Source organism: Eikenella corrodens, from assembly GCF_900187105.1.
In the GTDB taxonomy this organism is placed as follows: domain Bacteria; phylum Pseudomonadota; class Gammaproteobacteria; order Burkholderiales; family Neisseriaceae; genus Eikenella; species Eikenella corrodens.
The window spans coordinates 843119-867387 of the sequence record NZ_LT906482.1 but is presented as its reverse complement, the minus strand read 5'-3'; the positions used below and the strand labels follow the sequence as shown (position 1 = coordinate 867387).

28 protein-coding genes and 1 pseudogene are annotated in these 24269 nt (G+C 56.0%); 17 read left to right on the top strand and 12 right to left on the bottom strand.

The genetic code is table 11. The annotated features are described in order from the left end of the window. Positions 1-29: 29 nt before the first annotated feature. From CKV94_RS04365 to CKV94_RS04330, 8 genes and pseudogenes are all read left to right on the top strand, one after another. The gene (locus CKV94_RS04365; protein WP_003824801.1) at positions 30-887 is read left to right on the top strand and encodes an EamA family transporter; all 858 of its coding nucleotides are present in this window, start codon (positions 30-32) and stop codon (positions 885-887) included. Between the two features lie 185 nt (positions 888-1072). After that, positions 1073-1834: an SDR family oxidoreductase gene (locus tag CKV94_RS04360; RefSeq protein WP_035581228.1), complete on the top strand. Its 762-nt coding sequence runs from the start codon at positions 1073-1075 to the stop codon at positions 1832-1834. 85 nt (positions 1835-1919) lie between these two features. Further along, positions 1920-2210: pseudogene (locus tag CKV94_RS04355) on the top strand (FAD-dependent oxidoreductase); the annotation flags it as partial. Positions 2211-2261: 51 nt separating this feature from the next. Next, entirely contained in the window at positions 2262-2720 is a 459-nt protein-coding gene (locus tag CKV94_RS04350; RefSeq protein WP_003824797.1) for a methyltransferase family protein, read from the top strand. 188 nt (positions 2721-2908) lie between these two features. Then, a complete protein-coding gene (locus CKV94_RS04345) occupies positions 2909-3742 on the top strand; it encodes a bifunctional transcriptional activator/DNA repair enzyme AdaA (RefSeq protein ID WP_035581225.1) in 834 nt (277 codons plus the stop codon). After that, on the top strand, positions 3732-4358 hold the full coding sequence (locus CKV94_RS04340; RefSeq protein WP_003824795.1) for an alpha-ketoglutarate-dependent dioxygenase AlkB family protein: 627 nt from the start codon (positions 3732-3734) through the stop codon (positions 4356-4358). The genes CKV94_RS04345 and CKV94_RS04340 overlap by 11 nt, the downstream gene beginning before the upstream one ends. A gap of 190 nt (positions 4359-4548) precedes the next feature. Next, positions 4549-5013, top strand: a complete 465-nt coding sequence (locus CKV94_RS04335) for an Imm63 family immunity protein (RefSeq protein WP_003824793.1) — start codon at positions 4549-4551, stop codon at positions 5011-5013. An 83-nt stretch (positions 5014-5096) separates the two neighbouring features. Beyond that, complete coding sequence (locus tag CKV94_RS04330; protein ID WP_003824792.1) at positions 5097-5462, top strand: hypothetical protein; 366 nt, start codon at positions 5097-5099, stop codon at positions 5460-5462. 128 nt (positions 5463-5590) lie between these two features. Here the strand turns inward: CKV94_RS04330 and CKV94_RS04325 are convergent, their stop codons facing one another. Beyond that, positions 5591-5971 (bottom strand): carboxymuconolactone decarboxylase family protein, encoded by a 381-nt coding sequence (locus CKV94_RS04325; protein WP_003824791.1) that lies wholly within the window; start codon positions 5969-5971, stop codon positions 5591-5593. Positions 5972-6050: 79 nt separating this feature from the next. On the opposite strand from CKV94_RS04325, the gene CKV94_RS04320 reads away from it, so the two are divergent. Further along, the gene (locus tag CKV94_RS04320; RefSeq protein WP_003824790.1) at positions 6051-6410 is read left to right on the top strand and encodes a MerR family transcriptional regulator; all 360 of its coding nucleotides are present in this window, start codon (positions 6051-6053) and stop codon (positions 6408-6410) included. Between the two features lie 100 nt (positions 6411-6510). Here the strand turns inward: CKV94_RS04320 and CKV94_RS04315 are convergent, their stop codons facing one another. Further along, on the bottom strand, positions 6511-6918 hold the full coding sequence (locus CKV94_RS04315; protein WP_064086599.1) for a hypothetical protein: 408 nt from the start codon (positions 6916-6918) through the stop codon (positions 6511-6513). A gap of 212 nt (positions 6919-7130) precedes the next feature. Here CKV94_RS04315 and CKV94_RS04310 point away from each other — a divergent pair, with 212 nt between their 5' ends. After that, on the top strand, positions 7131-7604 hold the full coding sequence (locus CKV94_RS04310) for an OsmC family protein (RefSeq protein WP_003824788.1): 474 nt from the start codon (positions 7131-7133) through the stop codon (positions 7602-7604). 157 nt (positions 7605-7761) lie between these two features. Here the strand turns inward: CKV94_RS04310 and CKV94_RS04305 are convergent, their stop codons facing one another. After that, the gene (locus tag CKV94_RS04305) at positions 7762-8985 is read right to left on the bottom strand and encodes a beta-ketoacyl-ACP synthase (protein WP_003824785.1); all 1224 of its coding nucleotides are present in this window, start codon (positions 8983-8985) and stop codon (positions 7762-7764) included. After that, positions 8985-9713: a 3-oxoacyl-ACP reductase FabG gene (gene fabG, locus CKV94_RS04300; RefSeq protein ID WP_003824783.1), complete on the bottom strand. Its 729-nt coding sequence runs from the start codon at positions 9711-9713 to the stop codon at positions 8985-8987. Before fabG ends, CKV94_RS04305 begins: the two co-directional genes overlap by 1 nt. Before the next feature lie 557 nt (positions 9714-10270). Here fabG and CKV94_RS04295 point away from each other — a divergent pair. After that, complete coding sequence (locus CKV94_RS04295) at positions 10271-10657, top strand: PH domain-containing protein (protein WP_157727248.1); 387 nt, start codon at positions 10271-10273, stop codon at positions 10655-10657. An 80-nt stretch (positions 10658-10737) separates the two neighbouring features. On the opposite strand, the gene CKV94_RS04290 is transcribed toward CKV94_RS04295, so the two are convergent. The 6 genes from CKV94_RS04290 to orn all read right to left on the bottom strand — a co-directional run bounded on the left by CKV94_RS04290 (position 10738) and on the right by orn (position 15953). Continuing rightward, the gene (locus tag CKV94_RS04290) at positions 10738-11289 is read right to left on the bottom strand and encodes an OmpA family protein (protein WP_003824779.1); all 552 of its coding nucleotides are present in this window, start codon (positions 11287-11289) and stop codon (positions 10738-10740) included. A 184-nt stretch (positions 11290-11473) separates the two neighbouring features. Then, positions 11474-12073, bottom strand: coding sequence for a hypothetical protein (locus tag CKV94_RS04285; protein WP_003824778.1), 600 nt, complete (start codon positions 12071-12073; stop codon positions 11474-11476). A gap of 275 nt (positions 12074-12348) precedes the next feature. Beyond that, entirely contained in the window at positions 12349-12912 is a 564-nt protein-coding gene (gene ampD / locus CKV94_RS04280; RefSeq protein ID WP_003824775.1) for a 1,6-anhydro-N-acetylmuramyl-L-alanine amidase AmpD, read from the bottom strand. 274 nt (positions 12913-13186) lie between these two features. Beyond that, positions 13187-14836 carry a glucose-6-phosphate isomerase gene (gene pgi / locus CKV94_RS04275; RefSeq protein WP_003824774.1) on the bottom strand — a complete coding sequence of 550 codons (1650 nt, stop codon included), beginning with the start codon at positions 14834-14836 and terminating at the stop codon, positions 13187-13189. Positions 14837-14843: 7 nt separating this feature from the next. Continuing rightward, positions 14844-15239: an energy transducer TonB gene (locus CKV94_RS04270; RefSeq protein ID WP_003824772.1), complete on the bottom strand. Its 396-nt coding sequence runs from the start codon at positions 15237-15239 to the stop codon at positions 14844-14846. A 126-nt stretch (positions 15240-15365) separates the two neighbouring features. Then, positions 15366-15953 (bottom strand): oligoribonuclease, encoded by a 588-nt coding sequence (gene orn / locus CKV94_RS04265; protein WP_035581242.1) that lies wholly within the window; start codon positions 15951-15953, stop codon positions 15366-15368. A 127-nt stretch (positions 15954-16080) separates the two neighbouring features. Between orn and CKV94_RS04260 the strand changes: the two genes are divergently transcribed. From CKV94_RS04260 to tehB, 6 genes are all read left to right on the top strand, one after another. Then, positions 16081-16719, top strand: a complete 639-nt coding sequence (locus CKV94_RS04260) for an MBL fold metallo-hydrolase (protein WP_003824770.1) — start codon at positions 16081-16083, stop codon at positions 16717-16719. 301 nt (positions 16720-17020) lie between these two features. After that, entirely contained in the window at positions 17021-17464 is a 444-nt protein-coding gene (locus CKV94_RS04255) for an MliC family protein (RefSeq protein WP_035581216.1), read from the top strand. A gap of 294 nt (positions 17465-17758) precedes the next feature. Continuing rightward, positions 17759-18445, top strand: coding sequence for a tRNA (N6-threonylcarbamoyladenosine(37)-N6)-methyltransferase TrmO (gene tsaA, locus CKV94_RS04250; RefSeq protein ID WP_003824767.1), 687 nt, complete (start codon positions 17759-17761; stop codon positions 18443-18445). Between the two features lie 562 nt (positions 18446-19007). Beyond that, positions 19008-19490, top strand: a complete 483-nt coding sequence (locus tag CKV94_RS04245) for a pilin (RefSeq protein WP_035581213.1) — start codon at positions 19008-19010, stop codon at positions 19488-19490. 74 nt (positions 19491-19564) lie between these two features. Next, positions 19565-20044, top strand: coding sequence for a pilin (locus CKV94_RS04240; RefSeq protein WP_003824763.1), 480 nt, complete (start codon positions 19565-19567; stop codon positions 20042-20044). A 156-nt stretch (positions 20045-20200) separates the two neighbouring features. Continuing rightward, complete coding sequence (gene tehB, locus CKV94_RS04235) at positions 20201-21064, top strand: tellurite resistance methyltransferase TehB (RefSeq protein ID WP_003824762.1); 864 nt, start codon at positions 20201-20203, stop codon at positions 21062-21064. Positions 21065-21145: 81 nt separating this feature from the next. Here tehB and CKV94_RS04230 read toward each other — a convergent pair whose 3' ends face one another. Together CKV94_RS04230 and CKV94_RS04225 are read right to left on the bottom strand one after the other, a co-directional pair. Continuing rightward, complete coding sequence (locus CKV94_RS04230) at positions 21146-23017, bottom strand: ABC transporter ATP-binding protein (RefSeq protein ID WP_003824761.1); 1872 nt, start codon at positions 23015-23017, stop codon at positions 21146-21148. A 579-nt stretch (positions 23018-23596) separates the two neighbouring features. Beyond that, on the bottom strand, positions 23597-24091 hold the full coding sequence (locus CKV94_RS04225) for a winged helix-turn-helix transcriptional regulator (protein ID WP_023887978.1): 495 nt from the start codon (positions 24089-24091) through the stop codon (positions 23597-23599). Positions 24092-24269 lie beyond the last annotated feature (178 nt).

Here is a 24269-nt window from a genome sequence, read left to right as displayed (position 1 = left end):
AAATAACCCAAACCTTCAGGAACAACGTCATGACAAGCCGCGCCGCCATTCTTCTTTCCACCGCGCTTGCTCCCGTGATTTGGGGCAGCACTTATCTCGTTACCACCGAATTTCTGCCGCCGAACCGCCCGTTCACCGCCGCGCTTATCCGCGTGTTGCCGGCCGGGCTGTTGCTGCTGGCGTGGACGCGCAGGCTGCCTCGGCGCGGTGAATGGGGCTTTGTCGCCCTGCTCGGTTTTTTAAACATCGGCTTTTTTCAGGCCATGCTGTTTGTGGCGGCGTACCGTTTGCCGGGCGGTTTGGCGGCGGTGCTGAGTTCCACGCAGACGCTGATGGTGCTGGTGTTCACTTGGTTAATCGGCAAAACCATGCCACCGAAAGCGGCTTGGGGCTGGGCGGCGGCGGGCGTGGCAGGGATTTCGCTGTTGGTGCTGTCGCCGCAGGCGCGCTATGACACGCTGGGCATTTTGGCGGCACTGGCGGGCGCGGCGGCGATGGCCTTGGGCGTGTATTTGTCGAAACACCGCCGCACTTCACTGCCCGTGCTGGCGTTCACCGGCTGGCAGCTGTTTATCGGCGGACTGTGCCTGCTGCCCGTCCCCTTATTGGCCGAACCGCCGCTGGAAGCGTTAAGCGCGGCCAACCTAGGCGGCTACCTGTATCTGTGCCTGTTCGGCGCGGTGCTGGCCTATGTACTGTGGTTCGACGGCATCGCCAAACTGCCGCCCGCCGCCGTGTCGTCGCTGGGATTGCTCAGCCCCGTCTGCGCCTTCGTGCTGGGCTGGCTGTTCCTCGGCCAGGGCATGGACGCAAAATCGCTGGCGGGCTTCGCACTGGTGCTGGCTTCGATTTTCGGGGTGCAGCGGGCGGTGGGGAAGACTGGCTGAAAGCGGATCTTCAACGAAGTTAAAAAGAAGTTTCTGCGAAGCTAAAAAGCAGCCTGCACTTTGTTTGCCAAATGTGCAGGCTGCTTTTTCTGTCCGTACTTCAATCTCATCAACAATCGGGTCGCTTTCACCTAGGCCTTTCCCTAAACTTGAGCCGTTTTCAACAGCAATATTGGGAAAAGACTATGTCAAATCTATTGGATTTAAAAGATAAAACAGCCGCCGTCATAGGTGCGTCGTCAGGCATCGGGCGTGCCGTTTCGTTACTGTTGGCGGAACACGGTGCCCATGTTGTTTTGTGTGCCCGCCGTACCGACAAATTGGAAGAAACCGCCGCCCTGATTCGTGCACACGGCGGACGGGCGGTTACCGTGGCAGGCGATGCGGTGTTGCCTGAAACGCACGAAACGGTTGTCCGCACGGCGCAGCAAAAGTTCGGCGGCTTGGACATCGCAATCAACAATGCTGGCACGCTGGGTGCGTACAAGCCTCTGGCGGAGCTTTCCCCCGAAGAATGGCGGGCTACGCTGGACGGCAATCTGACTGCCGCCTTCCTCGGCGCACGCAGCCAAATCCCCGCCATGCTGGCACGTGGCGGCGGTGCGATGGTATTCACGTCCAGCTTTGTCGGCACCAGTTGTGCCCTGCCGAACATGGGTGCATACGGCTGTGCCAAAGCCGCACTTTCCGCATTGGCCAAAAGCATTACCGCCGATTACGCCGCCCAAGGCATCCGCGCCAACGCCCTGCTGCCCGGCGGCACGGACACGGAAATGATGTCTGCCGACCCTCAACAGCGCGCGTGGGCAGAAGGGCTGCACGCGGTCAAACGCATTGCCCGCCCGGAAGAAATCGCTGCCGCGATTTTATTTTTGGTCAGCCCGATGAGCAGTTTTACCACGGGTGCGGCAATATCTGCGGATGGGGGAAATTCGGCGGTAAAATAGGTTTTCAGACGGCCTGAAAGCGTAAAAAAGCAGCCTGCACTTTGTGTTGTGAATGTGCAGGCTGCTTTTTCTGCTTTCAGACGACCTGCGTTCCGGGTTGGAACTCTTGTACGCACTCTATGCCGCCCATCCCGCCTTTGGCGAAGCCGACATTCTCGAAATCGCCACCGGTCTGCACCCAACGCTCAACCACCACAACCCATAAATCCGTTACAGCCGCGCCCAACGCCTGATTGAAATCAAAGGCCTTTTCCGCCACGGTTTCATGATTTCCCCCACCGTAACCGCCGCCGTCAGATTGGCAGTTGCCCTGTTTGACGGAAAAGACGCACCCGAACGTGATGAAAAAAGCGGTTTGACTTATACTGAAGAATAAGTTGGGAATCGTCTGAAAACGTCGCCCTATCAGTTTTATAAAGGTAACAATATGAATTTAGAAACCAAAATTCCGCCGCCGGCGATATGTTTTATTTGTGCGTTGTTGATGTACATCTCTGCCCAAGTGTCGGCGTTAGCCGGCATATTGCCGCGCTTTCCTATATTGCTGTCGGTTGTTTTGCTGGTGTTTGGGACGGCGTTGGGCGTATTGGGTATGTGGGCGTTTCGCCGTGTGCGCACGACCGTCAGCCCGTTCAACCCCGAACAAACCGAACACTTTGTTTCAGACGGCGTGTTCCGTTTCAGCCGCAACCCGATGTATGCGGGCATGGGCTGCTGGCTGGTTGCATGGGCGGGCTATTTGGCTCACCCACTGCCGTGGTTGTTTTTGGCTGCATTTGTTGCCTATATGACACGCTTTCAAATCATGCCCGAAGAACGCGTCTTGGCACAAAATTTCGGTGCAGAGTACGAGTCTTACTGTCGGCGCGTTCGCCGTTGGTTATAAAAGCGGAAGCCAAGCTGGGCAAACTGACGCTGTTGTAACTCAAGACCGTCTGAAAAGCAGCCTGCACTTTGTGTTGTGAATGTGCAGGCTGCTTTTTTATGCCCGAACCGCAACCCCATCAACAATCGGGTCGCCCCCCCCGCCCGCTTTGTGCGTATCCTAATGCCATGAAACTTCAAAACAACTCCATGTCCCCGAATCAAACCCGCCAATTCACGCGCATTGCCCGCGCCATCGAATACCTTTACGACCATGCCGCCGAGCAGCCCGATTTGGCGCAGGTGGCGGCAGCAGTGCACGTCAGACCCGAACACTTGCAGCGTGAATTTTCCGCATGGGCGGGCATCAGCCCGAAAAAAATGCTGCAACACATCAGCATCAGCCGCGCCAAGGCCGCCCTGAAAAATAGCGAAAGCGTGGCGGAAGCGGCGCACAGCGGCGGATTGAGCGGCACGGGACGGCTGCACGATTTGTTTATAAACATCGAAAAAATGACACCGGGCGAAGACAAAAACGGTGGCGCAGGCCTGCAAATCCATTACACCCTGATTCCCGGCCTCTTCGGCGACCTGTTGGCAGCAGCAACAGACAAAGGCATCTGCTTCATGCGTTTTTCAGACGACCCTTCAGCCGCCCTGAACGAATTGCGCGCCGAATATCCGAACGCCCGCCTAATCGGGCAGGAAACCGCGTTCCACCGCCGAGCCGCCGATATCTTCCGCACCCGGTGCGGCCGCATTACCCTGCACATCAAAGGCACGCCCTTCCAGCTCAAAGTCTGGCAGGCGCTGCTCGATATTCCCGCAGGCAGCCTGCAAAGCTACGGCACAGTGGCGCAGGCCGTCGGTTCGCCCAACGCCGCGCGAGCCGTTGGGATGGCCATCGGGCAGAATCCCGTTGCATTACTCATCCCCTGTCACCGCGTCATCCGCGAAAGCGGCATCATCGGCGGCTACCGCTGGCAACGCGGGCGCAAAATGGCGATATTGGCTCACGAATTGGGAGACGCTGATGACGCTTGACCTCTTCCCCGAAACCGCCAACCCGCACGCCAACCTTCTGCCCTACGACGGCATCGTCAGCGATTTCGGACGAATTTTCACCGCCGCCGAAGCTGACCGTTATTTTGAAATTTTGCAGCGTGATATTCCCTGGCGGCACGACGAAGCCGTGATATACGGCAAACACATCATCACCGTCCGCGAAGTCGCGTGGTACGGCGACACGTCCTACAACTACGGCTATTCCGGCGCAAACCGTATCGCCCTGCCGTGGGGTGGCGTCTTGCCCGAACTCAAAAACCGCGTGGAAGCCGCCATCGCCGGCATCTGCCCCACCCGCTTCAACTCCTGCCTGCTCAACCGCTACAACAACGGCAACGAAGGCATGGCATGGCACAGCGACGAAGGGCAGGGGCTGGCCGAAGACAGCGCCATCGCCTCCCTCAGCCTCGGCGCAGCGCGCAAATTCGCCTTCAAACACAAAGAAAGCAAGGAAAAACGCGAAATGTGGCTGGAACACGGTCAGCTCATCGTCATGCACGGCGAAACGCAGAAACACTGGCTGCACACAATCCTGAAAAGCACCCGCATCCAAGAGCCGCGGATTAATCTGACGTTTCGGGTGATGGCGGGATAGAATAGAAAAAGCCGTCTGAAAACTGAAAAGCAGCCTGCACTTCACCAATCAAGCGCAGCCTGTCCCAATCCCGTCAAAGAATCCCCCATACAGAAAACCACCGCCAAACTCTATTTCAACGAAACGGCCATTTTGAACCGACGGGGAAGAACCTGAAGCCTACACCCCACAAACCCGCAAGGAGAACATCATGTCTGCCGAATCCCTCGCCATCCTGCGCCAAAAAATCCGCCAAGTTTGCGATACACTCCTCGTCGCCGTGCGCCGCGCGGGGCTGCCCGACGACTGCCTGAACTGGCTCTATTTCGCCGACAGCACCACCGAAGCCTTTTCAGACGGCACCACCATCACCTACCGCGATTACGACCCGCACGCCCCATACCGCTACATCACCGCCGAACGCGGCACAATTTACTGCGACGAAGGCGCTGCCGACCTGCACCGCTTCCTGTATTACCCGCTGCAAGACATCACCCACTATATCGCCGGACAATACGAACTGGACCACCGCCAGCCCGACCAAGACTTCCGCCGCATCCTGTTTGCCAAACAACTCGAACTTTTGGCCGCTATCCACCCCGATTACGCCGCATGGCGCAAAGCGGAAATAGACACCATCTTGCAGCAACACCCCTATCGCGACGGTGCAGCCTGAAAACGAAGTTTCCGAAGGAAGCCGAGTTTCTGCGGAGCTAAAAAGCAGCCTGCACCCCATGTTCCCAACGAAAGGCCCGAACCATGTGCGATTACTGCGCCGACCTGCATCCCACCGTCCGCATCAAAACCCCGCAAAAACTGTCGAAAATACTGCTGCGCGCCGCCGACCGCCTGGCAGACGGCACGCTGGCAGACATCACCCTCGCCTACGCCAAAGTCCGGCGCATCAGCCCCGACTATGTTCAAACCTTCGCCCGCAGCGGCTACGTCATCGATACCGACCCGCAGGGTAACCGCCGCCTGCACGGCTGGTACGATTTCCTGACCCACTATTTCCAATGCACGCACTGCAACGCCGTGTTCGAAATTGATGCCGAAACCTACCACGGCAGCGGTGGCGAATGGAAAATGCTGGAAGTGGCGGCCAAGCGTTTCCCGGCCGCCTGAACACGCAAAAAGCAGCCTGCACTTTGTTTTGTGGATGTGCAGGCTGCTTTTCGTTTCGCAGAAACTCCGTTTTAACTTCGTTGAAGCTGCGCTTTCAGGTAGCCTTTTTAGGTTTCAGGCAGCCTGCATCACTCCGCCGACGCAAACACCTCCTTCGCCACAAACACCGCATTCAGCACCTTCGGAAAACCCAAATACGGGATACATTGGATAAACGCCTCCACAATTTCATCGCGCGTCAGCCCCACGTTCAGCGAAGCATGGATATGCACGCGCAACTGGTTTTCACAGCCGCCCTGCGCCGCCAGAGCCGCCAGCGTTACCAGCTCGCGCTGCCGCACATCAAGCTGCGGGCGTTGGTAAATCTCGCCGAATGCGAAACCGATGATGTATTTGCCCAAATCAGGCGAAATATCCGCCAACGCCTGCATCACCTTGTCGCCCTGTTCGCCGTCGATTTCGTTCAGCTTTGCCAAGCCGCGTGCCATTAAATCCTGATTATTCAACATTTTTCGTCTCTGTATCAAAATAGGCAAAATTGCGCAGGCAGGTTAAACTATCAAGCGTACTTTATAGCAAGGAGATTTGATGCAGACCAAGGAATTTGCCGAGCAAACGGGTTTGTCCGCCGCCACGCTGCGCTACTACGAGCAGGAAGGGCTGCTGTGCCCCGAACGCAACGCCAACGGTTACCGTGAATACGGTGCGCGCGATTTGGAATGGGTGGGCTTCATCCTGCGGCTGAAAGACATGGGTGTGCCGCTGGCGCAAATCAAGGAATACGCGCGGCTGCGGCATTTGGGCGATGAAACCGTCCCCGAACGTTACCGGATTTTGCAGGAACATCAGGCGGCTTTGGAACGCAAACGGCAGGAATTGGACGCTCATTGGGCGTTTTTGGAGCGGAAGCTGGCGTGGTATCGTGAGAAGATGGGCGGGCGGGGATAAGCAGCCTGAAAGCGTGAAAAGCAGCCTGCACATTGTTTTATGAATGTGCAGGCTGCTTTTTGTGTTTCAACTTCGTTAAAGCGCGCGCTTTCAGGCGGACTTATCGGGGCGGCCGTCCCATAACATGATTGTTACAATTCACGCGCCATGAATTGCTGAGCGCCCAGTGATAATCGATGATGATGCCTTCCGAATTGGTGAAAAAGGTGCGGTCGCTGTGCTGGCCGTAGCAGACGTTGCTGTAATAGTTGGTGATGATGGGGCCGTTTTGGCTGCTGCCTTGGTATTCTTGGCCGCCGGGGTAATAGTAGGTGAAACGCCAGAAATAGGAATAGCGGTTTTCGCCCACCTTGATGCGTGCAGTGTCGGGCGCGCGACCGTAGCGTTCGTAAACGATATCGATGGGTTTGCCGACATAGCGTTTCATACTGGAATCGAGGCTGGAGCAGGCGGCGGACAGGCAAACAAGGCCGGCCAGAAGCGCGGTGCGGACAAAGGAAATGGACATGGCGTTCTTTCTTCGGGTAAAACAAAGTGCGGGATAATAAAGAAAGAAAAGGAATCGGGCAAGGCGGCCGTCTGAAAAAGCAGCCTGCACATCCAATCAATGCACGGAAATCCGGATATTTGACTGCGCCGCCCGTTCGGTATAATCCGTGCAGGCTGCCCTCAAAACGCAGTTTCAACGCAGCAAAACCACCAAGCCACAAGGAGACATCCATGAGCAAACAACACACCTACCGCGCCACCGTCGAATGGACGGGCAATTTGGGCAGCGGCACATCGTCCTACACCGCCTATTCGCGCGACTACACTGTCCAAATCGCCGGCAAGCCCGACTTGTTCGGCTCGTCCGACCCCGCCTTTCGCGGCGACGAACACCGCCACAACCCCGAAGACATGCTGCTGGCCGCCGTTTCCGCCTGCCACAAACTCTGGTACCTGCACCTGTGCAGCGCCGCCGGCATCACCGTCACCGCCTACACCGACCACGCCGAAGCCGTGATGGACGAAGGTAGCCGCACACAGCCTGGCAGGTTCGTCAAAGCCACGCTGCGCCCGCAGGTTACCATCACCCAAGCGCAGCACATCGAACAAGCCAAAGCCCTGCACCACGAAGCGCATCGTTTGTGCTTTATCGCCAATTCGTTGAATTTTGAGGTGGAATGTGAGTGTGAGATTGTGGTGGAGTGAGGGCTGATAAAACGCAGCTTATATCTGAATATTTAGGCTACCTGAAAGTTTCAGGTAGCCTTTACAGTAGTGTCTACCCAAACATGTGCAAACAAACGAAAGGCTACCTGAAAATATTTCAAACCGCTTTCAGGTAGCCTCTTAGTTGCCACGAGCCTTACCAACGCTTGAATATTAGTGATGTATTTACGCCGCCGAAGGCGAAGTTGTTGTTCATCACGTATTCGGTGTCGATGCGGCGGCCGGAGCCGGTGAGGTAGTCGGCTTCGCCGCAGCGGGGGTCGATGTCGTTCAGGTTCAGCGTGGGGACGAACCAGCCGCTGCGCATCATTTCGATGGCAAACCAGGATTCGAGTGCGCCGCAAGCGCCGAGGGTGTGGCCGAGGTAGCTTTTTTGCGAGCTGATCGGGATGTGGCCGAACACGGCGGCGGTGGCTTGGGTTTCGGCGATGTCGCCCTGTTCGGTGGCCGTGCCGTGGCCGCTGACGTAGCCGACGGCGGAGGGCGGCAGTGCGGCGTCTTCGAGGGCGAGCTCCATGCAGCGTTGCATGGTGCGCATCTCGGGGCGGGTGATGTGGCTGCCGTCGCAGTTGGCACCGTAGCCGACGATTTCGGCGATGATGTGCGCGCCGCGTGCCTGTGCGTGTTCTAATTCTTCCAGCACCATCATGCAGCCGCCTTCGCCGAGCACGAGGCCGTCGCGTGCGCTGTCGTAGGGGCGCGGGGTGAGTTCGGGCTCGTGGTTGCGGCGGCTGGCGGCGTAGAGGCTGTCGAACACGTAGGCCTCGGAGGGGCAGAGCTGGTCGGCGCCGCCGGCCAGCATCATGGGGATTTTGCCGTATTTGATGGCTTCGTAGGCGTAGCCTATGCCTTGGCTGCCGGAGGTGCAGGCGCTGGAGGTGGGAATCAGGCGGCCGGTGAGGCCGAAGAAGATGGCCACGTTGGCGGCGGTGGTGTGCGGCATCATGCGCACATAGGTGTTGGCGTTGAAATTGTTAGGTTGGTGGGCGAGCAGCAGGCCGATGTCGAGCACGTCGGCAGTGCTGCCGCTGGAAGAGCCGGCGGCCACACCCATGCTGCCGTTGCGAATAACGGGATCGCCGAGCAAGCCTGCCTGCTTCAGTGCTTGTTCGGCGGCATCGGTGCAGTATTGCGCCAGCGGGCCCATGCTGCGCAGCTGTTTGCGCGTCCAATGTGCGGGTGGCGCGTAGGCGGGTAGCGGCGCGCCGAGGCGGGTTTCCATTTCGGGGAAGGCATCCCACGCTTCCATGCGGCGCACGGCGTTTTTGCCTGCGCGGAAAGCGGCTTCGATTTCGTGCCACTCGCGGCCGAAGGCGCACACCGCGCCCACACCGGTAATCACCACCCGTTTTGTTTTCATCAACACAATCCTCCGTTTACCGCAATGACCTGCCGCGTGATGTAGGCGGCGTGTTCGCTCATTAAAAAGCGCACGGCATGCGCCACTTCTTCAGGCAGCCCCATGCGTTGCGCCGGAATGGCTTTCAAAATTTCCTCCACCGGCACGTTTTCGTCCAAAATTTCCGTATCGATCAGGCCGGGGGCAACGCAGTTGACCGTAATCTTGCGTTTGGCCAGTTCCACCGCCAAAGCCTTGGCCGCGCCAATCAGCCCCGCCTTCGACGCGCTGTAGTTCACTTGCCCGCGGTTGCCGATCAGGCCGGACACGGAGGCCATGCACACAATCCGCCCCGGCGCGCGGCGGCGGATCATCGGCATGATGAGCGGGTGCAGTACGTTGTAGAAGCCGTCCAGATTGGTGCGCAATACGCGGTCCCAATCCTCGTCTTCCAGCGCGGGGAAGGCATTGTCACGTGTCAGCCCCGCATTCAGCACCACGCCGTAATACGCGCCATGCACTTCAATATCCGCTTCCAGCACGCGGCGGCATTCGGCGCGGTTGGCCACGTCAAACTGCAACACCCGCGCCTGCCGCCCTAACGAACGGATTTGTTCCGCCACCGCTTCGGCCTCCGCCATGCGGCTGCGGCCGTGCACCACAATGTCGAAGCCGTCTTGTGCCAAGGCCAAAGCGGCCGCACGGCCGATGCCGCGGGTGGAGCCGGTGATGAGGATGGTTTGGGTCATGGTGTGTTCCTTTGATATGGGTTGGCGGCGGCCTATGTCGAGTGGAGGCTACCTGAAAACAAAGCGCGGCAAGTTTCCACCAAGCTGAAGTTTGAGCTGTATTTGGATTGGATGCGCAGCACGTGGATTGTACCTGCGAACCGGATTTGTCGGAATGGCTAGGCGGCTGTTTTGGCATTTCGTTGCCGTTTCATATTTGGATGGCATTGAAATTCTGTTTTCAGGTAGCCTGTGGCGGCTTGAGGCCGTCTGAAAGGGTGGATGTTAATGAAATTATCTGTATGCAGGCGGAAGTTTTGGTGAGGCCATGTGAGATAGCATGAAATTGGAGGTATGGATTGAGTGCTACAATACCCATGCTTCATTACCCGTCAGGAGGGAACATGCTTCAACGCTTCACCGACCCGAACGAAAACATCTTATGGTAGGGCAAGCCGCACCGTTTTTTATACATATTGGGCAATCCGCTGATTTATCCGTTCGCCCTGTGCTGGGGCTTGTTCGACTTGTTTTTTATCGGCAAGTTTAATGCCGCATCGCACGGTTTGTTCCCGTATGTGAATTTTTTTATACTTTTTCATCTGGCTCCGGTGTGGTACGCCATTTTTTCGCCGGTTTACCGCTTCTTCAATTGGTACCGCATCGATTACGCGCTCACCGATAAACGCCTGTATTTCACCTCCGGGCTGATCGGGCTGGATATTGCCAGTGCCGAGCTGCCTGAAGTGCAGAATTTGCGGGTGTATGTAGGCGTGCTGGAAGCCATGTTCAAACGGGGTACGATCCGCTTCGGTGCTAGAAATGCCCTGTGTTATGTGGAAAATCCTTACGAAGTGTATAAGCTGATTCAGCAAACCGCTGTGGACATCACCACAGACCGCCAGTTCCCCAACCAGTTGCGTCCCGAAGAAAACCCCGGCTACCGCACCCGATATAAGCCCTAATAATGCAGGCTGCAAAAAGGCCGTCTGAAACGGATTAGTTGTTTTCAGACGGCCTTTTATTGCTTAAAACAGGGGGAGACCTAATTCCCTAATTGCGTGGTTTTATTCACAATAATTTCCACACGACGGTTTTGGGCACGGCCTTCCGGGTTGTCGCTGCCGTCTGGGTGGGTGTTGGGCGCAATGGGGCGTGTGGCGCCGAGGCCTTCAAGCTGATAATTCTGTTGCAAGCCTTTTGCTTCAAACCAGTTTTTTACTGCCTGGGCACGAGCTAAAGACAAGCGTTGGTTGTAAGCATCGGAGCCTTTGCTGTCGGTATGGCCGGTAATCAGAATCACCCCTTGGCCTTTTTGACGAATGATGTCGGCAGCTTTTTGCAGATCGGCATCGGCTTCGGGTTTGAGTTCGGCTTTGTCGAAATCAAACAGCACATCTGATGACAAATTGATTTCAATATTAAACCCTGTTTCGGTAGCGCTCAAACCGCTGCCTTGTGATGACAGGTTGCTGCCTTGGGCAGAAAGGCTGTTGCCCTGTGCGGAAAGGGCAGACGATGCTGATGCAACAGCGGATGCCTGCTCGTCGGCAGCAGGTGCCGAGGCATTAGATGCATCAGATGCGGTTTGGGGCATAACAGTTGTGCTGGCGGCAGAAGCCTGCGCTTGTGGCTCAGCAGGTTTGGGGTCTTGTCCGCAAGCACACAGGGTGGCAAGTGCTGTAATACAAGCAAGTAAACGCAAATTTTTCATAAAGTCACCTCTAACAGGGGCAGCGTACAGGCTGCACAAAGCAGCCTGCACACCGCCAAATGGAAAATTAGCGACCCACCGGCACCGAATCAAACGAACCGGCACCCGGGAAATCGATGGTGATGGTGGGCGATGTTTCGGGCGGGGCGGGGAATTTGAGCGCGATGATTTTGGGTGAATTGCCCGTGAGTCCTATTGTATTGCTCACGCCGGCAGCAGGATCGGTCATGTATTTGCCGCTTTCATCTTGCAGCAGGCTGATGCGTTTGCTGGTGGCTTCATCAATATAGGCAAAATCGGTGATTTTGCCGGAGTGCTCATTAGTAAATTTATAGCTGCCATCTTCATTTTTAGGCGGGATATACATAAATTCCACGTTCAGAATCTGGCCGACCACTTTGGCCTTGGTCAAAGCCAGCGTGCCTTGGCCAAACGGTTTGGATTGGATGGCCTGTGCAGCAGGATCCTGCTGTTGCTGCGGGGCAGCCGGTTCGCGAATCAGGCTGGGGTTAGATGCTGGTGTGGGAGTAGGAGCAGGCGGGGCGGGATTAGGGTTGGGGGCTTGCTCCTGCGATTGAGGGGGCGGAGTGGGCTCAGGTTCTTTCTGGCAGGCAGTCAGCAGGGCCAAAGCAGATAAAACGACAAGGGCACTTTGAGAAACACGCATTTTGAATACCTCTCTTAAGGTTGGATACTGCAGTGAAAATATGATAGGACTGCGTTTCGTGTATACCAAAAATCCCAATAAAACTCAAGCAGACTATTGCTGGTATGCACGCGCCAACTCACAGATGAATAATGGTTTGTGCAGCATTAAAAATTCATTTTAAATTTAGTGAAACCCATGCTTTCAGGTAGCCTGCATGCTGTTGCGGGCCACACAGTTTGCTACGCATAGTACAGAATTCAGGTCTTATTAAACGCAAAAACGCTGGACAGTGGCTAATCCGCAATCCCTTCCGCCAGCACCACGCCGGCGGCAGCCAGGCGCGGCCAGTCGAAGAAGTGGCCGGGGTCGCTTTTGCGGCCGGGGGCGATGTGTTGGTGGCCGGTTACGGCTTCGATGGGGTAGTGTGCCGCCATGCTGTGCAGCAGCGGAATCAGGGCTTGGTATTGCGCCTCGGTGAAAGGTTCGAAATCGCAGCCTTCCAGCTCGATGCCGAGCGAAAAGGCGTTGCAGCCGCTACGGCCGCGATATTGCGACACGCCGGCGTGGTGTGCCGCGTCGTTGCCCGACACAAACTGCACCACCTGCCCGCTGCGTTCAATCAAAAAATGGCTGGACACGCGCAAATCCACCAGCTGCGGGAAGAAGGGGTGCGCCTGTGGGTTGATGCGGTTGGTGAACAAATCGCGGATGGCGCTGCCGCTGTATTCGAAGGGCGGCAGGGAGATGTTGTGCAGCACCACCAGAGAAACGGTTTCGCCGGCGGGGCGGGGCGAGAAGTTGGGCGAAGGGCAATGTACCGCGCCCTGCCACCAGCCGTTGTGCCAAGTTGTGGTCATGATGGGTTCCGAAGGGGAGTGAGAAGGGGATTATAGCGGGTTGGCGGGGCAGGCTACCTGAAAAATACGTTGGTATTGGCAGGTATGGCGGATTGACTGAATTTCCAATATAGCGTTGGCTCGCCTTGTTATATGTGTGAACGGCATTCGGTTTACCAGCCTGTAATATTTTGATTGGTCGCAAACAAAACTAGAGAGAAGTATTCGCCCGTAGCAAAGAAAAAGGCTACCTGAAAATGCCCGCTTGGCTTTCAGGTAGCCTTCTCTTTGGCCGTTACGGCTGTTTGTTGCCCATCTGCTGCCGATAGCGTTGAATCAGAGTGGCGGTGGAGGAATCGTGCCCGGCGGGGGCGGTGCCTTGCAGTTCGGGCAGGATGGTTTGGGCGAGTTCTTTGCCGTATTCTACGCCCCATTGGTCGAAGGAGTTGATGCCCCACACGGCGCCCTGCATGAAGACTTTGTGTTCGTACATGGCGAGAATCAGGCCGAGGGTGTAGGGCGTGATGCGTTCGACGAGGATGGTGTTGCTGGGGCGGTTGCCGGGGAAGCTGCGCTGGCTGGCAAGGGCGGCTTGTTCGCTTTCAGGTAGCCCTTTGTCGGCTGTTTCGGCGCGGGCTTCGGCTTCGCTTTTGCCGCGCATGAGGGCTTCGGCTTGGGCAAAGGCGTTGGCTACGAGCCGGAGGTGGCGGCCGTCGTCGGCCCCTTCGCCGTTGAGGGGGACGATGAAATCGACGGGAATCACCTGCGTGCCTTGGTGGATGAGCTGGAAGAAGGCGTGCTGGCAGTTGACGCCGGCTTCGCCCCAAATGGCGGCGCCGGTGGCGAAATCCACGGGCTTGCCGTGGCGGTTGCGGCTTTTGCCGTTGCTTTCCATATCGAGCTGCTGGAGGTGGGCAGGCAGGCGGCGCAGGCCGTGGCTGTAGGGGATGACGATGTGGCTGGTGCTGCCGCAGAAGTTTTGCTGCCAGATGCCGATGAGGGCGAGCAGGGCGGGGATGTTGCGCCGCCACGGGGCGTGCAGGAAGTGCTCGTCCATATCGTGCCCGCCGCGCAGGAATTCGCGGAAATGTTCGCGGCCGATGGCGCACATCACGGGCAGGCCGATGGCCGACCACACGGAATAGCGCCCGCCCACCCAGTCGAACATGCCGAACACCTTTTGCGGGGCGATGCCGAATTCGGCAGCGGCTTCCACATTGGCCGATACGGCGGCGAAGTGCTGCGCGATATCGGCTTTGCTGCGGCCGGATTGCAGAAACCAGCGGTGCGCGGCTTGGGCGTTGAGCAGGGTTTCGGGGGTGCGGAAGGATTTGCTGGCCACGATAAACAGCGTGGTTTCGGGCGCTACGCGGCGCAGGATGCCGTCTAAATCGGCGCTATCCAGATTGGCGGCGAAGTGTACGTTCAGGTTTTGTTGATAGGGGGCGAGGGCTTGCGCCACCATGCGCGGGCCCAAATCCGAGCCGCCGATACCGATGTTCACCACGTCGCGGATGGGTAATCCGGTGCAGCCCGTGTGCGTGCCGTTTTGCAGGCGTTCGGCGAAATCGAGGGCGCGGTTTAGTTCGGCGTGTACCTGCGGCACGATATTGATGTCGTCCACATACACGGGCGCGGTGTTTTCAGGCAGCCTCAGGGCGGTGTGCAGCACGGCGCGGTGTTCGCTCAGATTGATTTTTCCGCCGGCATACATTTGGCGGCGCAGTTCGGCCGCGCCGGATTCGTCGGCCAGGCGGCAGAGCAAATCGAGAGTGTCTTCGCCAATGAGGTTTTTGCTGTAGTCGAGCAGCAGGCCGTTGAGTTCGGCGTGCATGCGCTCGAAACGGTTTGGCTCGGCGGCGAAGCGTTCGCGCAGGTGGAGGTGCGCGGTGGCGCGGCGGTGTTCGGCCAGGGCTTGCCAGGCGGGGAGGGAGGTGGGGAGCATGGCGGGTTTATTGTGTGGGAAGGGGTGGGCGGGGCGGTTGGGCGGTTTCTGAATGGTCGGGGTTTTCTTCCGACACTCGGAATCTAAATGTTTGGGTGAAGGCGGATTCCACCGGCCGGCCGTTTTGTTTTGCCGGAGTGAAGCGATATTGGCTGACGGCACGCACGGCGGAGCGGGCGAATAAGGGGTGGGTGGCGGAGAGCACCTGTGCTTCGCTCACGCTGCCCCGGGTGTCGATGCGCATCTGCATTCTGGCATGGCCGCTGATGCCTTCTTCTTCCAGCTGCGGCGGGTAAACCGGTTGCACGGAGTGGACGAGCATGGCCGGCTCAAATGAAGGCTTGGCGGCGCAGGCGGCCAGCAGCAGGGCGGCGAGGGCGGACAGGAGGATTTTGCGGATCATGGTCTTCTTAAATAGGGATGGATGGGCTACCTGAAAACATGGGGGAAGGCTACCTGAAAGCGTAAGCTTCAACGGAATCCAAACGGGCGGGATGTTGCGGCTTCGCAGAAGCTTCGCTATTTTGTTTCAGGTAGCCTCTTGGTTTGTTCCGTTGGCCTCGGGCAGGCGCAGGAAGGTTTGGCGGTAGTGGCGAAACTCTTCGATGCTCTCCAAGATATCGTCCAGCGCGCGGTGCGAGCCTTTTTTGCTGAAGCTTTTGTAGGCGGCGGGATGCCAGCGGCGGGCGAGCTCTTTGAGGGTGGATACGTCGAGGTTGCGGTAGTGGAACCAGGCTTCCAACTTAGGCATGTAGCGCTGCATGAAGCGGCGGTCTTGGTGCACGGTGTTGCCGCACAAGGGGCTGGTGCCCTGCGGAATCCATTGGGCAATAAAATCGAGTAGGCGTTGTTCCACTTCGGCTTCGGAAAGGGTGGAATCTTTCACGCGCTGGGTGAGGCCGGTGCGCTCGTGGGTGCTGGTGTTCCAGGCATCCATGCCTTCGAGCAGTTCGTCGCTTTGGTGGATGGCGTAGGATTCGGATTGGGCGAGGATGTTTAAATCGGCATCGGTAATCACCACGGCGGCTTCGATAATGCGGTCGTGCTCGGGGTTGAGGCCGGTCATTTCCATATCGAGCCAGCAGAGGTTGAGGGGGTTGGGCTTGGGCGTGTGCATGAACTTGCTCGCAAAGGGGATAAATGGTGCATTGTAGCGGATACACCAAACCTTAAAAAGGTTTACCTTTGGCGCGCGCGGCGGCACAATGCGGGCTACCTGAAAATTCTTATAAAGAAAGCCACCCATGCCACTCAACCTTACCGTGTTCGCCGTTACCCCCTTCCGCCAAAACTGTTCGCTCTTGTGGGACGAAGAAAGCAAAGAAGCCGTGTGGATAGACGTGGGCGGCGATGTGCCGCAGCTGTTGGAAGAAGCCGCCAAACTCGGCGTGCAGCCAAAAGCCATTTGGCTCACCCACGGCCACCTCGACCACGCCGGTGGTGTGACCGAGATGATTCAGCATACCCAGTTGCCGGTAATCGGCCCGCACCGCGACGACCAATGGCTACTCGACAACCTGCCCGAAATCACCGCCAACTTCGGTTTCCCCGTGTCTGCGCCGGTTAGCCCGAGCCGCTGGCTGGAAGAGGGCGATGAATTAAGCGTGGGCGCATACCGCTTCCAAGTGCTGCACATCCCCGGCCACACTCCCGGCCATGTGGTGTTTTACTGCGCCGAACAAAACCTGCTGATTGCCGGCGACGTGTTGTTCTACGAATCCATCGGCCGCACCGATTTCGAACGCAGCAGTCATGCCGACCTTTTGCGCAATATCCGCGAGAAATTGCTGGTGTTGCCCGAAGACACCATAGTCTTGCCCGGCCACGGCCGCAGCACCACCATCGGCCACGAAAAACGGCACAACCCGTTTTTGCAGGATTAAAACAGCAGGCGGCAGGCGATACATACAGCCCGCCTTAAAAGAGGCTACCTGAGAAATGATGTCTTGGCGTAGCCAAGGGTGAGTTTCTGCGAAGCTAAAACGTGAAAACCAAAGCTTAATGTTTGCCAAAACTAAAGGCTACCTGAAAGCAGCCAAATGCTTTCAGGTAGCCTTTTCACCGGAATAATTTAGATATTGCCGTAAATCTTGGTTAATCCCCCTTTTTATGCCGCATGCTTTGGGCTAAGATGCTCTTGCCGCCGGCTATGGCGGTATTTTCTCATTTTATAGGAAATACACAATGAAAGTACGTACTTGGGCTGTACCGGCCTCTTTGGCTTTGTTGTTGACCGCCTGCGTGGTGAACACTCCGCAAGACGACGGTCACGGTCACCGTCATCACCATCACCAACGCCATGAAAACAGCATGCAAGATCCGAGCAACGAGCCGGCTCCGCGCCACGAGCACCGTGGCGAGCGCCGTGCAAGCGTTGAGCGCTTCAGCTGCGAAAACGGCCTGTCTGTAACCGTGCGCCAGCAAGGTACCGACCGCGTGAGCCTGCAGCTTGACGACAAGAGCGCCGTGCTCAACCGCGCCACTTCCGGTTCCGGCGAGCGCTACACCTCTAACCGCGGCCTGTTCGGCAGCGGCGCCGAGTGGCATCGCAAGGGCAATGAAGCTGCGTTCAGCTTCAAAGACCCCTATGGCAACAGCGTAGAAACCGCTTGCCAACGCCAGCAGTAAGCTGATTTCAATTCAACGCCGCATTAGTGAAATCAGGCCGGCAGCCCGGGAATTCCGAGGCTGCCGGTTTTTATTAGGCACAGAAAACGGAGCGGGTAGCACGGCGGAGTGGTGGTGCCAACTTGCTGCCTTGCCAAAATCTAATCTCAATCTCATAGAAACTCCGCTTCCTACGGAAACTTCGTCTGAACTGCGTTAAACTGACGCTTTCGCTTCGCAGAAACTCAGCCTTGGCTATGCCAAGACATCGCTTTCAGGTAGCCTTTTATCTTTTCCTATTAATCGCCCTAAGCCATGCCAGCCACCCACACCCTGCAAACCATTGCCTACGTCCGCTCTCCTTATAAACAGAAATTCGGCGTGCCGCGCCAGCCAGGCTTGGTACCGTCCGCCCGGGTATGTATTGAATTCCTGCCCGAGTTTTCTGCCGATTGCGTGCGCGGGTTGGAAAGCTTCAGCCATATCTGGGTGCAGTTTGTGTTTCACGGCGTGGCCGGGGCAGGCTGGCAGCCCTTGGTGCGGCCGCCGCGTTTGGGCGGCAACCGGAAAATGGGCGTATTTGCCACGCGCAGCCCGTTCCGCCCCAATCCGCTGGGGCTCTCCTTGCTCAAGCTGGAGCGTATTGAAACCGAGGGTGGAGTGCGGTTATGGTGTGGAGGGGCGGATTTGCTTGATGGCACGCCGGTGTTAGACATCAAGCCCTATCTGCCTTTTGTGGAAGCACAGCCCGATGCCGCCCCAGGCTTCGCCGCCGTTCCGCCCGTTCCGCTCGAAGTAGCTTGGGCAGACGAGATAAGCGCAGCATCCCTGCCGCCGCCCATTCGCCTGCTGATTGAACAAAGCATCGCCCAAGACCCGCGTCCGGCTTATCAGGATACGCCACAGCGGGTATATAAGATGGCAGTGGACGATTGGGAAGTGGCGTTTCGGATTGAAAAAGGAATGGCTTTAATTGAAGCAGTAATGGCGGTGGAAGGCTAAAGGCTACCTGAAAGCTGCGGCATGGCTTGCGCGTGGTTAAAGAGGAGTCTTTATTAAAGGGGCGAGTTGCTGCGAAGCGAACTCTTCCTTAATCAAGAGGCGGCATAGTAATGCCGCCTTACCTTATTTTTGCACTAAGACAGTATTGCCACACCGATGGAAGTGGATAGATATAGTGGAGTGCCAAAAATCGCCGCTTAAAATGGCAGCAACCTAAATTGCCAAGCCACGAGCCCCATAAAATGGCAATCTGTGCAAAATAGCGGGCCAAAAACTGACGATAAATGTCAGTTTTGCAGATTAGCCAGCTATGCAGAATAGCCGTATAGGTAGGTCGCTTAAATTGGAAAATAAACAAAAAATAATTTAAAAACAAATATTTATAATGCAAATAAAGCTATTTTTTAATTTTTTGGCATAGCCGTTGCTTTATGTTTCTCGTGGCGACGGCAAACAAGCCTAGCCGGAAATGAAGTTTTTTAGTTGTCTCCTTCTTTTGGTTGAAGTTCCCGGGTCGGAAGATTCGGTTTATTTAAGTTCCATTTTTAACAAGGAAAATGTCATGTTGAAACAAGTACAAAAAGGTTTTACCCTGATCGAGTTGATGATCGTTATCGCCATTATCGGTATCTTGGCTGCTATCGCCCTGCCGCTGTACCAAGATTACATCTCTAAATCTCAGGTAACCCGTGCATATGGCGAAATGGCTGGCACCAAAACCGCTATTGAAGCTGCTCTGTTTGAAGGTCGTACTCCTGTATTGGCTGCTACTGCTGCCGCCGGTGCTGCCGTTACTCCTCCGAACGAATGGGTAGGCATGCTGGATAACCCGACTTCTAACCTGTTGTCTGCTGCTACTCTGACTCCGGGCGCTAACGCTGGTGATGTTACTTTTGTAGGTACTCTTGGTGAAAACGCTAATAGCAGCATTCATGGTGCTACCATTACCTTGACTCGTACTGCAAATGGTGAATGGACTTGTGCTGTTGCTGCTGGTACCGCGACTGGCTGGAAAACTAAATTCGTTCCCAGCGGTTGTAACTAATAAGGCTTGACTGTTAGTTAAAAACAGCCACCTGAGGGTGGCTGTTTTGATATCAACAAACTGCGGTAATAAATATGTATAAGCAAAAAGGCTTTACTTTGATTGAGCTGATGATTGTGATTGCCATCATCGGCATTTTGGCTGCCATTGCATTGCCATTGTATCAAGATCATATGGCTAAGGCTCAGATTAACCGTGTCTTTTATGAGTTGGGTAGTACTAAGACAGCGGTGGAATCTATTTTGGCGCATGGCGGAATTCCCACTGTTGATCCGAGCCAGGACGGAGTGGTGCAAAATGGTAGAAGGTTGGAATTTTTAGGTTTGAACCAAAACCCGAATTCCAATTTAATATTTACGGCCTCAGTTGGATTAAATAGCAACCAATTTGAACGGGTCAATGCCACCTTTGGCCGCAATGCTTTGCCACAAATACAGGGTGCAGTAATTAGCTTTGTACGGGATAATCAAGGGCAGTGGACTTGCGAGATAGATAAATCTAATGCTGCATATTGGCCTCCGAAATATACACCTGCCACTTGCGTGACAATTTGATTTATAGAATATTGATAATGGGAGGGTCATCTGTGAGAGGATGGCCTTTTATATTATTTTAGATAGTAGTAATTTACAGTGATTAATTGATTGTTTTCCATGTAGGGTATGGAAATATGGTAAGTGCTCTTTCATGTACACATTAGAGGAGATGCTATGCAATCCGAACTCATCTGCTACAAAACCATGCCGGTATGGGATAAAGCCACTATTCCGGCAGCAGTTTTGTCGCAGCACAACACACAGGTTGGTACCTACGGCAAGCTGCGCGTATTGCGCGGGCGGCTGAAGTTTTATGAATTGCAGGAAGACGGTACGGTGCTGGCGGAGCATATTTTGCAGCCGGATTCCGGTGTGTGGACGATTTATCCGCAGGCTTGGCACAAGGTGGAGCCGTTGGATGATGATTTTGCCGTGCAGCTGGAATTTCATTGCGAAAAAGCAGATTATTTCCACAAAAAATACGGCATGACTACCACCCATTCCGCCATCCGCGAGGCGGTGCAAACCGTGGCGCCGTGTAAGACCTTGGATTTAGGCTGTGGGCAGGGGCGCAATGCGCTGTTTTTGAGCTTGGCCGGATATGATGTGCACGCTGTGGACCACAGCCCGGCGGCAGTGGCTTCGGTGCTGGATATGGCTGCACGCGAACAGTTGCCGCTGCGGGCGGATGCTTACGATATTAACGCTGCTGCTTTGAATGAAGATTACGATTTTATCTTTGCCACGGTGGTGTTTATGTTCCTCCAGGCAGGCCGTGTGCCGGAGATTATTGCCGATATGCAGGCGCATACTCGGCCTGGTGGCTATAACTTGATCGTGTCGGCAATGGATACAGCAGACTACCCCTGTCATATGCCGTTTTCGTTCACATTCAAAGAAGACGAGCTGCGGCAGTATTATGCCGACTGGGAATTGTTGAAATACGAAGAAGCCGTGGGCTCGATGCACGCTACTGATGCGCAAGGGCGGCCGATTCAATTGAAATTTGTGACGATGTTGGCGAAGAAGCCCGGCTGAATAATTTTGTATTGTATGAAAAAGGCTACCTGAAAACTTTCAGGTAGCCTTCTTTTATGTTCGCGCGGCAACTAGCCGGACTTACTCTTTCGCAAGTATCTGCCCAGCCTCCGGCTCTTTCACATTGAGAAAACCGCCGCTTTGGTGTGCCCACAGGCTGGCGTAGAGGCCGCCCTTGGCTAAGAGCTCGGCGTGGTTGCCTTCTTCCACGATGCGGCCTTTATCGAGCACGATGAGGCGATCCATGGCGGCGATGGTGGAGAGCCGGTGGGCGATGGCAATAACGGTTTTGCCTTCCATCATGGTATCGAGGCTTTCTTGGATGGCGGCTTCCACTTCGGAATCGAGCGCGCTGGTGGCTTCATCTAAAAGCAGAATCGGTGCGTCTTTGAGCATCACTCGTGCGATAGCGATGCGCTGGCGCTGGCCGCCGGAAAGCTTCACGCCGCGCTCGCCCACGTGGGCATCGTAGCCTTTGTGGCCTTTGGCATCGGAAAGCTGGGGGATGAATTCGGCGGCTTCGGCACGTCGGGCGGCTTGCAGCATATCTTCTTCGGTGGCGTCGGGGCGGCCGTAGACAATATTGTCGCGCACCGAGCGGTGCAGCAGGCTGGTGTCTTGCGTTACCAAACCGATTTGGGCGCGCAGGCTTTCTTGGGTAACGCTATCGATATTTTGCCCATCGATGCAGATTTGGCCGCTTTGTGGCTCGTAGAAGCGCAACAGCAGGTTCACAATGGTGGATTTGCCGGCACCGCTGCGGCCGATGAGGCCGACTTTTTCGCCGGGGCGAATGTGCAGGCTGAAACCGTTGAGCAGGGGCTTGCCGGACTCATAGGAGAAATCGATGTGGTTGAAGCAGATTTCACCTTTGTTCACCAACAGCGGCTTGGCATCGGGCTTATCGAGGATGGTTTGCGGCTTGGAAAGCGTGCCCATGCCGTCGGCCACGGTGCCGATATTCTCAAACAGTCGGGCGGATTCCCACATGATGTATTGCGAGAGCCCGTTCACGCGCAGTGCCATGGCAGTGGCGGTGGCCACTGCGCCCACGCCCACCTGGCCGTTGTGCCACAGCCAAATGCCGAGCACGGCGGTGGAAAGGGTGAGCGCGGTGTTTACTGCGGCGCTGGCACTGTAGAGCAGCGTGGCCAGCCGCATTTGGGCGTGCACGGTTACCATAAACTCTTCCATCGAGCGGCGGGCATAATCGGCTTCGCGCGCACCGTGGGAGAAGAGTTTCACCGTGGCGATGTTGGCGTAGGCATCGGTAACGCGACCGGTCATCAGCGAGCGGGCATCGGCCTGGCGGGCGGCGGTTTGGCCGAGCCGGGGAATCAGAAAACGCATCACCAGGCTGAAGCCGATGAGCCAGCCCACGAAAGGCAGCAGCAGCCAGCTATCCAGCGCCACTAGAATCACGCCGGAAGTGATGAAATACACCAGCACATACATCACCATATCGGCGATGGTCATCACCGTATCGCGCACGGCCAGCGCAGTTTGCATCACTTTGGCCGACACGCGCCTGGCAAATTCGTCTTGATAAAAGCTGAGCGATTGGCCGAGCATCAGGCGGTGGAAATTCCAACGCAGGCGCATGGGAAACACGCCCTGCAACACCTGCAGGCGGATAGCGGAAGTGAAAAACGTCCAAATCACCAGCACTACCATCAGCACGCCCATGCCAACGAGCGCCAAGCCTTTTTCGGCAAACAGTGTTTCAGGCGTATAGCGGCCGAGCCAATCAACGATTTTGCCGATAAACTGAAACAGCAAGGCTTCGCCAATGCCGATGCCGCCGGAGAGCAGTGCCAGCAGCACAAGCCAGCCGCGCACGCCTTCGAGATTGCTCCAAATGAAGCCAAACAGCCCGTTGCGAGGGGTTTTCGGCTCGCTGGAGGGATAGGGATCGACGCGGTTTTCAAACCAGGAGAATAAGCGGTTGAACATGGTGTGGTGCTTTATATTTAAAATATGAATTTAGGTTTTAGCTTTGGCCGGGGCTGATGTTTTAACTTTGTTGAAGCTCACGCTTTCAGGTAGCCTGTATGGAGGCTACCTGAAAAATATGGTTGCCCACTTGGTATTCAAGAGCGGCCAAAAAGACGGCTATCATAACAGAAACAGAGGGCTGGGCACAGAACGGGGTTAGGAAGGCAATAGATAGAGAGCGGCGAATTGGCAGCCTCATGTGCAGCATTTTGGACGCAGCTGGCTCGCACATCCAATTATTCAGGCTACCTGAAGCATGGTTTAGCCAAAGAACACCCCGATTGTTTGCAGGTAGCCTCAATCTAGAGACAAGCAATCATGTGTACATCTTGCAAAACTGGTTGTACCGCAGGGCTTCCGTTTTGCGAACCCCAGCAGGTGATGTTGGATGAATTCTTGCGTTCGCAGTGCAGGCTGTTGGGTGAGGTAAGAATGGCGTATTGAGGTAAAAGGCTACCTGAACTTTTAGCTACACAGAAACTTCGCTGCGCTACGTTTTAACTCCGTTGAAGCTTACGCTTTCAGGTAGACTTCGGTTTAATCTTCCCAATCTTCCAAGGCCAGCGGCCCGTTTTCCTTCACTTCCTCCATCACCACATAACTGCGGCTTTCCACGGCGGAGGGCAGTTGCAGCAGGATTTTGCCGAGCATGTCGCGGTAGGCGGACATGTCTTGCAGGCGTACTTTGATCAGGTAGTCGTATTCGCCGGACACGAGGTGGCATTCGAGGATTTGCGGGATTTTCAGCACTTCGCGGCGGAATTCTTCAAAAATATCGCCGGATTTAGAATGCAGTTTGATTTCCACGAACACCAGCAAGCCGTAGCCCAAGCGGGCGGGGTTGAGGCGGGCATGGTAGCCGCTGATGTAACCGTCGCGCTCCAATCGGCGCACACGTTCGGTTACGGGGGTGGCGGAAAGGCCGACGCGTTCGGCCAGCTCGGTCATGCTCAGGCGGGCATTTTCCTGCAGGAGCTTGAGGATGTGGAGGTCGATGCTGTCGGCTTCTTTGAAGGTGGGGCGGTTGGGCATGGGCTTCTCCTATCATTATCGTGGTTGAAATAAGAATGCTGCTGCGGTGCCTGACCGTACGTGGGAGCCGTCTACAGCCAGTCGCCTCGTTTCATTCTTATTTTAATCCGCTATGAAAGCGCTTCTCTGTAGTTTCAAATAAAGGCTACCTGAAAAGGTTTCAGGTAGCCTTTGCTTT

Coding starts and splice junctions, on each gene's coding strand:
- CKV94_RS04365 (WP_003824801.1), top strand. CDS start 30: ATGACAAGCCGCGCCGCCATTCTTCTTTCCACCGCGCTTGCTCCCGTG.
- CKV94_RS04360 (WP_035581228.1), top strand. CDS start 1,073: ATGTCAAATCTATTGGATTTAAAAGATAAAACAGCCGCCGTCATAGGT.
- CKV94_RS04350 (WP_003824797.1), top strand. CDS start 2,262: ATGAATTTAGAAACCAAAATTCCGCCGCCGGCGATATGTTTTATTTGT.
- CKV94_RS04345 (WP_035581225.1), top strand. CDS start 2,909: ATGTCCCCGAATCAAACCCGCCAATTCACGCGCATTGCCCGCGCCATC.
- CKV94_RS04340 (WP_003824795.1), top strand. CDS start 3,732: ATGACGCTTGACCTCTTCCCCGAAACCGCCAACCCGCACGCCAACCTT.
- CKV94_RS04335 (WP_003824793.1), top strand. CDS start 4,549: ATGTCTGCCGAATCCCTCGCCATCCTGCGCCAAAAAATCCGCCAAGTT.
- CKV94_RS04330 (WP_003824792.1), top strand. CDS start 5,097: ATGTGCGATTACTGCGCCGACCTGCATCCCACCGTCCGCATCAAAACC.
- CKV94_RS04325 (WP_003824791.1), bottom strand. CDS start 5,971: ATGTTGAATAATCAGGATTTAATGGCACGCGGCTTGGCAAAGCTGAAC.
- CKV94_RS04320 (WP_003824790.1), top strand. CDS start 6,051: ATGCAGACCAAGGAATTTGCCGAGCAAACGGGTTTGTCCGCCGCCACG.
- CKV94_RS04315 (WP_064086599.1), bottom strand. CDS start 6,918: ATGTCCATTTCCTTTGTCCGCACCGCGCTTCTGGCCGGCCTTGTTTGC.
- CKV94_RS04310 (WP_003824788.1), top strand. CDS start 7,131: ATGAGCAAACAACACACCTACCGCGCCACCGTCGAATGGACGGGCAAT.
- CKV94_RS04305 (WP_003824785.1), bottom strand. CDS start 8,985: ATGAAAACAAAACGGGTGGTGATTACCGGTGTGGGCGCGGTGTGCGCC.
- fabG (WP_003824783.1), bottom strand. CDS start 9,713: ATGACCCAAACCATCCTCATCACCGGCTCCACCCGCGGCATCGGCCGT.
- CKV94_RS04290 (WP_003824779.1), bottom strand. CDS start 11,289: ATGCCCCAAACCGCATCTGATGCATCTAATGCCTCGGCACCTGCTGCC.
- CKV94_RS04285 (WP_003824778.1), bottom strand. CDS start 12,073: ATGCGTGTTTCTCAAAGTGCCCTTGTCGTTTTATCTGCTTTGGCCCTG.
- ampD (WP_003824775.1), bottom strand. CDS start 12,912: ATGACCACAACTTGGCACAACGGCTGGTGGCAGGGCGCGGTACATTGC.
- pgi (WP_003824774.1), bottom strand. CDS start 14,836: ATGCTCCCCACCTCCCTCCCCGCCTGGCAAGCCCTGGCCGAACACCGC.
- CKV94_RS04270 (WP_003824772.1), bottom strand. CDS start 15,239: ATGATCCGCAAAATCCTCCTGTCCGCCCTCGCCGCCCTGCTGCTGGCC.
- orn (WP_035581242.1), bottom strand. CDS start 15,953: ATGCACACGCCCAAGCCCAACCCCCTCAACCTCTGCTGGCTCGATATG.
- CKV94_RS04260 (WP_003824770.1), top strand. CDS start 16,081: ATGCCACTCAACCTTACCGTGTTCGCCGTTACCCCCTTCCGCCAAAAC.
- CKV94_RS04255 (WP_035581216.1), top strand. CDS start 17,021: ATGAAAGTACGTACTTGGGCTGTACCGGCCTCTTTGGCTTTGTTGTTG.
- tsaA (WP_003824767.1), top strand. CDS start 17,759: ATGCCAGCCACCCACACCCTGCAAACCATTGCCTACGTCCGCTCTCCT.
- CKV94_RS04245 (WP_035581213.1), top strand. CDS start 19,008: ATGTTGAAACAAGTACAAAAAGGTTTTACCCTGATCGAGTTGATGATC.
- CKV94_RS04240 (WP_003824763.1), top strand. CDS start 19,565: ATGTATAAGCAAAAAGGCTTTACTTTGATTGAGCTGATGATTGTGATT.
- tehB (WP_003824762.1), top strand. CDS start 20,201: ATGCAATCCGAACTCATCTGCTACAAAACCATGCCGGTATGGGATAAA.
- CKV94_RS04230 (WP_003824761.1), bottom strand. CDS start 23,017: ATGTTCAACCGCTTATTCTCCTGGTTTGAAAACCGCGTCGATCCCTAT.
- CKV94_RS04225 (WP_023887978.1), bottom strand. CDS start 24,091: ATGCCCAACCGCCCCACCTTCAAAGAAGCCGACAGCATCGACCTCCAC.